Origin of the sequence: Streptomyces triticisoli, assembly GCF_003270085.1 — a bacterium.
In the GTDB taxonomy this organism is placed as follows: Bacteria; Actinomycetota; Actinomycetes; order Streptomycetales; family Streptomycetaceae; genus Streptomyces; species Streptomyces triticisoli.
The window spans coordinates 21,073-28,331 of record NZ_QFDQ01000161.1 but is presented as its reverse complement, the minus strand read 5'-3'; the positions used below and the strand labels follow the sequence as shown (position 1 = coordinate 28,331).

Genomic DNA, 7,259 nt, shown 5'->3' with positions numbered 1-7,259 from the left:
CTGCCCGGGGGGCTGCGCGGCCCAGGGACCCGGCCGGCCGTGCGCGGCCGGCGGCGCGGGCTGGGGCGGGAGCTGCTCGTTCAGGATGTCGTGGAGGACGCGGCGTACCGCCAGGCGTATCGCCGCGACCGCAGGATGGGGACCCATGTCCGGTTCCCTTCACGAAAGTCTTCGGGGGTGAGCCCGATATCGGTCACTCAGAGTGTGTAGATGGTGACAGAATCGGGGTGCTCCCCGAGCATCGCACGCCTATCCCTCGCTCACGGTCCCTCGGACGGGTGATTGGAGTGGCGTTTGCCTGCCGTCGGCCGGATTTGGTTCACGGCGGTCGCCGGTGTGGTCACGGTTCGGCCCTGCGGTGCACCCGTGTGATCCAGTCCGCCGGTTTGGCGATCTCCCCCTTGGTGGGGAGGGTGTTCGGGGAGGTCCACACCCGGTTGAAGCCGTCCATGCCGACCTGCTCGACGACCGCGCGGACGAACCGTTCGCCTTCCTGGTACTGCCGCAGCTTGGCGTCCAGGCCGAGCAGCTTGCGCAGGGCCATGTCCAGGCGGGAGGCGCCCTTGGCGCGGCGCTGCTGGAACTTCTCGCGGATCTCCGCGACGGTCGGTACGACGTCCGGGCCGACCCCGTCCATCACGTAGTCGGCGTGGCCCTCCAGGAGGGACATCACGGCGGTGAGGCGGCCGAGGATCTCCCGCTGGACCGGGGTCTGGACCAGCTCGACCAGGGAGCGGCCGCCGTCGTTCTCCTCGCCCTCGGGGCGGCCGCCGACCAGCGACTGGGCGGCATCGCGGATGCGCTCCAGGAAGGCCATGGGGTCGACGTCGGTCTCCGCCAGGAAAGACTGGATTTCGCCCTCGAGGTGGTCGCGCAGCCAGGGCACGGCGGTGAACTGTGTGCGGTGCGTCTCCTCGTGCAGGCACACCCACAGGCGGAAGTCATGGGGCTCCACGTCGAGTTCGCGCTCGACGTGGACGATGTTCGGCGCGACGAGCAGCAGCCGCCCGCCGCCGTTCTCTCCGGCGGGCAGGTCGCGGGCGGCCGGGGCGAAGGTCTCGTACTGGCCCAGGACGCGGGAGGCGAGGAAGGACAGCAGAATGCCGAGTTCGACGCCGGTGACCTTGCCGCCGACGGCGCCGAGGACCGCGCCGCCGGGGGTGCCGCCGCGGCGCTGCTGCATCTTGTCGAGGAGCGGTTTGAGGATCTCCCGGAAGCCGGCGACGTTCGCCCGGACCCAGCCGGGGCGGTCGACCACGAGTACGGGCGTGTCATGGGTCTCGTCGGGACCCAGACGGGTGAAGCCGCGGACGTGTTCCTCGGAGGCCTTGGCGTGCCGGCGCAGTTCCGCGACGACGGCCCGGGCCTCGTCCCGGCTCACCTCGGGGCCCGGCCGTACGAGCCGGGTCGCGGTCGCGACCGCGAGATTCCAGTCGACCATCCCGGGAGTCCCGGCACCACCGATGCTCGTCATGGGTCAACGGTACGTGAGCACTGCCGCTACTGGCAGGGCGGCGAGGGGCCGCGGAGCCGGCGTGTGCGTGAGAGGCGCCGGTGTTTCCCGCGCGGGCAGGGGCCGGCGCCATGTGACCGCTCGCCCGGAGTGGCAGGCCGTGTTCGCCCTCCCCGAGCCCTGATCGAGCAGGACATCCCCGTCACCCTGCGGAACGGCCACCCACGGCGGCGGGAGACCGGAACTTCCCGGCACCGCGAACCGGCGCCGGCCCGCGGTGCCGGGCGGCGCCGCCCGGCGGAGAGAACCCGACGTCCTCCGGCAGGGCGCCTGGCCGCACCCGCGACCGACCCACGGCACGCACCCGGCGCCGACCACCGAGGACACGGGACCGGCCGACGGCGCACACCCGCCGCCGGGCCCGGGAAGCGAGCGCGACCCGATGGAACAGCCCCAACGCCAACCAGCGGACACCCCACGAAGCCCCAGAGACGGCCGACGGGTCGAACCCGGCGGCACCGGCCGGCCGAAGGAACCCGGGGGCGGCCGGGCGGGCGAAGTCGGTGGCGGCCGGGGGCGGCGACGGGGTCAGTGGCAGGAGCAGGTGGTCAGGGTGGTGGCCGTGTGGTCCAGGGCAGACTGGGCTGCTTCCTGGCTGGTGGTGTTCTCCGCGAGGAAGGCGAAGGCCAGGAGCCGGCCGTCCTGGGTCACCACCGTGCCGGCCAGGGTGTTGACGCCGGTCAGGGTGCCGGTCTTGGCCCGGACCAGTCCGGCCGCGCCGTCCTTCCCGTCCGCGTAACGGCGGCTCAGGGTGCCGGTGAAACCGGCGACCGGCAGGCCGGTGAGGACCGGGCGGAGTTCGGGGTGGGCGGGGTCGGCCGCCTTGAGGAGCAGTGCCGTGAGCAGGTCGGCGGTGAGTCGGTCGGCCCGGTCGAGGCCGCTGCCGTCGTGGAACGCGGCGCCCGTCAGGGGAAGGCCGAGCTTCCGGAGCCGGGCCTCGATCGCGGCCGCGCCGCCGGCGAAGTCGGGTCGGACGCCGGTCGCGACGGCCGTGTGGCGGGCCAGGGCCTCGGCGATGTCGTTGTCGCTGTGGGTGAGCATGCGTTCGACCAGGTCGGACAGCGGGGGCGAGGAGACGGTCGCCAGGGTCTCCGCGCGCGCGGTCGCCCGGGACGGCCCGACGGCCGTGGTCCGGATGCCGGCGTCGGACAGCAGACGCGCGAAGGTGTCCGCCGCCTGAGCCGCCGGGTCGGCCACGCGTGGGGCGGGGCCGCTGGTCGAGCCGTCGGTGCGGGCCTCGTCGGTCATCAGGGCGGTGACCCGGGCGATGTTCTCGTTGACGCCGATGGGGTGCAGGTCGGGGCCGGCGTACAGCGAGGTGTCGTACGACAGTGCCACCTTCGTCACACCCCGCTTGGTCAGCGCGGCCGCCGTCCTGTCGGCGAGGGCACGCAGGCTCGCCCAGCCCCGGGTGTCCTCGCGGACGGTGAGCTTGGGGTCGCCGCCGCCGACCAGCACGAGTTCCCCGGTGCCGGGCTCCAGGACGGCGCGGGTGGTGAGCCGGTGGTCCGGACCGAGGGCGGACAGCGCGGCGACACCGGTGGCGATCTTGGTGGTGGAGGCGGGGGTGAGCGCCTCGCCGGCCCCCTGGCCGTACAGGTGCTTGCCGGTGGCCACGTCGACGACGGAGGCGGAGCGGCGGGTGCCGAGGGCGGGGCTGCTCAGCAGCGGGTCGAGGACGGCCGGGAGACCCGAGCCGTCGGACACCGGTTCCACCGGGCCGCCGGCCCCGCCGAGTCCCACCAGCACCGGCAGGGCACTGGGCGCGGGCCGGGCCCCGCCGGCGGACGTATCACGTGTACGCGACGTGTCGGACGTATCGTTTCGGCGGCCGTGATCTGCGCCACCCGCGTGCTCCAGGGCGACCGCCCGGCCCCGCTCGGCCGTACGCTGGCCGGTGGAGTCCCAGGGACCGGCGGCGGTCACCGCACCGGCGGCGAGCGCCAGCCCTGCCGTGGCGGCAACCGCCGTGTACTGCCGGGTCTTCGGCGTCACAAGCCGCGGCCCGGCGGCCTGCGCAAGCCGCGCGACCCGTGGTTTCATGGCCCGTGCCGTCCGTGCCGTCCGTGCCAGATACGGCCGTGCGGCCCGCGCGAGGCGGGCCAGACGCGGTCTTGCGGCACGCCAGACCCTCAGCTCCGGCACGACCACCAGCCCCTTTCGCGATCACACACCTGCGTGAGGGACACTTAATCACCAGAACTATGTGCTGATCATGGAGGAGCCACCGGTGGAGTTCGACGTCACGATCGAGATCCCGAAGGGTTCGCGGAACAAGTACGAGGTGGACCACGAGACCGGTCGTATCCGCCTGGACCGTCGACTCTTCACTTCGACCAGTTACCCGGCCGACTACGGCTTCGTCGACAACACCCTCGGCGAGGACGGCGACCCGCTGGACGCGCTGGTCATCCTGGACGAGCCGACGTTCCCCGGCTGCCTCATCAAGTGCCGCGCCATCGGCATGTTCCGCATGACGGACGAGGCCGGCGGCGACGACAAGCTGCTGTGCGTCCCGGCGTCCGACCCGCGCGTGGAGCACCTGCGGGACATCCACCACGTGTCGGAGTTCGACCGCCTGGAGATCCAGCACTTCTTCGAGGTCTACAAGGACCTGGAGCCCGGCAAGTCCGTCGAGGGCGCCAACTGGGTGGGCCGCACCGAGGCCGAGGCCGAGATCGAGCGGTCCATCAAGCGTTTCCAGGAGCATGGCGGTCACTGAGCCGTCCGTCGCCCTCGGGCCGTGCCACCCGACCGGGGCGGTACGGCCTGTTCCTGTTCGTGTACGCCCCCGTCCGTCTGCGCATACTGAGGCTGACGGAAGGTGTCGTACAGGGAGCGTTGCTCAGTGACGGAGGCGGAGGACCGCAAACCGCAGTCGGACGAGACCAGGAGCGTGTTCAGAGCTCCTGCGGGGGTCTCGATGACCCAGGTTCAGCTGATCCCGGTGATCCAGCCGGGCGACGGCGAGTCGTCCACGACGTCCGAGTTCGCCCTGCCCGACGGCCTGGCCGTCCCCCGGACGGGGACCGAGCCGGAGAGCACCTCCGAGTTCATGGTCCCGGAAGGGCTCGGTATCCCGCAGCCGGCGGCCGCGGAGCCCGAGGGGTCCGCGTTCAGCCCGCCGAGCACCTACAGCGCCCGCCAGGCCCCGCCCGCCTTCACCCCGCCGGGCGGCATCCCGGTGGTCAGTCTGACCAAGGACGTCCCCTGGCAGGACCGTATGCGCACCATGCTGCGCATGCCGGTGGCCGAGCGGCCGGCGCCCGAGCCGGTGCAGCGCGCCGAGGAGGAGGGCGGCCCGGCCGTCCCCCGCGTGTTCGACCTGACCCTGCGTATCGGCGAGCTGCTGCTCGCGGGCGGTGAGGGCGCCGAGGACGTGGAGACCGCGATGTTCGCGGTCTGCCGTTCCTACGGCCTGGACCGCTGCGAGCCGAACGTCACCTTCACACAGCTGTCGATCTCGTACCAGCCGTCCCTGGTGGACGACCCCGTGACGGCGTCCCGGACGGTACGGCGCCGGGGCACCGACTACACCCGTCTGGCGGCCGTCTTCCAGCTCGTCGACGACCTGAGCGACCCGGAGACCCATGTCTCCCTGGAGGAGGCCTACCGGCGGCTGGCGGAGATCCGCCGCAACCGGCACCCCTACCCCGGCTGGGTGCTGACCGGAGCCGCCGGACTGCTGGCGGGCACGGCCTCCGTACTCGTCGGCGGCGGCCCGCTCGTCTTCCTGGCGGCCGCGCTCGGCGCGATGCTCGGCGACCGGCTGGCATGGCTGTGCGCCGGGCGCGGACTGCCGGAGTTCTACCAGTTCACGGTCGCCGCGATGCCGCCGGCCGCGATCGGTGTCGCGCTCACCGTCACGCACGTCGACGTGAAGGCGTCCGCGGTCATCACCGGTGGACTGTTCGCGCTGCTGCCCGGACGGGCGCTGGTGGCGAGCGTGCAGGACGGGCTGACCGGCTATTACATCACCGCCTCCGCACGCCTGCTGGAGGTCATGTACTTCTTCGTCGGCATCGTCACCGGGGTGCTGCTGGTCCTGTACTTCGGCGTGAAGCTGGGCGCCCCGCTCACCCCGGACGCGGCCCTCGGCATCAGCGAGCGGCCCGTGCTGCAGATCGTCGCGTCGATGCTGCTCTCGCTGACCTTCGCCGTACTGCTGCAGCAGGAGCGGTCCACCGTTCTGTGGGTGACGCTCAACGGCGGCGTCGCCTGGTCGGTGTACGCCTCGATGCACCACGTCGGCGGGATATCGCCGGTGGCGTCCACGGCCGTGGCGGCGGGCCTGGTGGGCCTGTTCGGGCAGTTGCTGTCGCGGTACCGGTTCGCGTCCGCGCTGCCTTTCACGACGGCCGCGATCGGTCCGCTGCTGCCCGGTTCGGCGACGTACTTCGGCCTCCTGGCCATCGCGCAGAACAACATCGACAAGGGGCTGGTGTCGCTGGCCAAGGCGGTGTCGCTCGCCATGGCCATCGCGATCGGCGTGAACCTCGGGTCGGAGATCTTCCGGCTGTTCCTCAGGGTGCCGGGCGGTGCCTCGGCGGAGGGGCGCCGGGCCGCCAAGCGCACGCGGGGATTCTGACCCGGAGCGCCCGGGAACTCCCTCGGGTTCCCTCAGGGGGCGCGGTGGTGGCCGCTGGTGTCCGGGTGCTGCGGGTTCTGGTCGTAATAACCCTGCCGGCCGTAGTGATCCTGCCGGCCGTAACCCTGCTGGTCGTAATCCTGCTGGTCGTAACCCTGCTGACCGTAGTGGTCCTGTTGGCCGTAGTGGCCCTGTTGGCCGTAGCCCTGCTGGTCGTAGGGGCCCTGCTGGTCGCCGTACGGCTGCTGGGGGTACTGCTGCGGCTGGTTCTGGTTGCCGTACTGGTACGGCGGCTCGATGCGGCGCAGGCGGGTCGTGGCGTCGTCCATGACCGGCTGCTGGTACGCCTGCTGCTGGTACTGCTGCTGAGACGGGGCGGAGAGTTCCTGCGCGGCCGGCTCCTCGGCATTCTTCTTCTTCTGGGAGCGGGCGCGCAGGAACTCGATGATGATCGGGACCACCGAGAGGAAGACGATCAGGATGAGGATCGCCTCGATGTTCTCCTTGACGAAGGGGATGTTCCCCAGCCAGGAGCCGAGGAGGGTCACGCCCGCGCCCCACACGATGCCGCCGACGATGTTGAAGATCACGAACGAGCGGTACCGCATGCCGCTGACGCCCGCGATGATCGGCGTGAACGTGCGCACGATGGGCACGAAGCGGGCCAGGACCAGGGACTTGGGGCCGTGCTTCTCGAAGAACTCGTGCGCCTTGGCGACGTTCTCCTGCTTGAACAGGCGGGAGTCGGGGCGGGTGAAGAGCGCCGGGCCGACCTTCTTGCCGAACATGTAGCCCACCTGGTCGCCGACGATCGCGGCCACACAGATGAGGACGATCACCAGCCACAGGGGGTAGCGCAGCTGACCCGACGTGACCAGCAGACCGGTGGTGAACAGCAGCGAGTCGCCCGGCAGGAAGAAGCCGATGAGGAGACCGGACTCGGCGAAGACGATGAGGAGCAGGCCCCAGAGTCCAAAGCTGTTGAGCAGGTAGTTCGGATCCAGCCAGCTTGGGCCGAGGGCAAGCGTCATCACGGTTCCGGACTCCTGACGGGGTGGGGAGATACGGCGCATCGAAGCGCCGAGGCACGGCCTCGGTGCACTGCCGCACAAACCTACCAACGCAAGCTGTACACCCTGGGTTCCACTCGGCCCAAGG

Annotated in this window: 5 protein-coding genes and 1 pseudogene; 2 read left to right on the top strand and 4 right to left on the bottom strand. The window is 71.5% G+C overall.

Annotation, left to right across the window (positions count from 1 at the left end; translation table 11 throughout):
- The 3 genes and pseudogenes from DEP02_RS34940 to dacB form a co-directional block, all read right to left on the bottom strand.
- Positions 1–147: pseudogene (locus tag DEP02_RS34940) on the bottom strand (tRNA lysidine(34) synthetase TilS); the annotation flags it as partial.
- 193 nt (positions 148–340) lie between these two features.
- A complete protein-coding gene (locus tag DEP02_RS21710) occupies positions 341–1,441 on the bottom strand; it encodes a zinc-dependent metalloprotease (RefSeq protein WP_112469357.1) in 1,101 nt (366 codons plus the stop codon).
- Between the two features lie 600 nt (positions 1,442–2,041).
- Complete coding sequence (gene dacB, locus DEP02_RS21705; protein WP_112469356.1) at positions 2,042–3,664, bottom strand: D-alanyl-D-alanine carboxypeptidase/D-alanyl-D-alanine endopeptidase; 1,623 nt, start codon at positions 3,662–3,664, stop codon at positions 2,042–2,044.
- A gap of 79 nt (positions 3,665–3,743) precedes the next feature.
- Between dacB and DEP02_RS21700 the strand changes: the two genes are divergently transcribed.
- Both DEP02_RS21700 and DEP02_RS21695 read left to right on the top strand, forming a co-directional pair.
- Positions 3,744–4,235: an inorganic diphosphatase gene (locus tag DEP02_RS21700; protein WP_112469360.1), complete on the top strand. Its 492-nt coding sequence runs from the start codon at positions 3,744–3,746 to the stop codon at positions 4,233–4,235.
- Between the two features lie 126 nt (positions 4,236–4,361).
- On the top strand, positions 4,362–6,101 hold the full coding sequence (locus DEP02_RS21695) for a threonine/serine exporter family protein (protein WP_112469355.1): 1,740 nt from the start codon (positions 4,362–4,364) through the stop codon (positions 6,099–6,101).
- Between the two features lie 32 nt (positions 6,102–6,133).
- Here DEP02_RS21695 and DEP02_RS21690 read toward each other — a convergent pair whose 3' ends face one another.
- Positions 6,134–7,132 (bottom strand): DedA family protein, encoded by a 999-nt coding sequence (locus DEP02_RS21690; RefSeq protein ID WP_438947789.1) that lies wholly within the window; start codon positions 7,130–7,132, stop codon positions 6,134–6,136.
- Positions 7,133–7,259 lie beyond the last annotated feature (127 nt).

Coding starts and splice junctions, on each gene's coding strand:
- DEP02_RS21690 (WP_438947789.1), bottom strand. CDS start 7,132: ATGACGCTTGCCCTCGGCCCAAGCTGGCTGGATCCGAACTACCTGCTC.
- DEP02_RS21710 (WP_112469357.1), bottom strand. CDS start 1,441: ATGGTCGACTGGAATCTCGCGGTCGCGACCGCGACCCGGCTCGTACGG.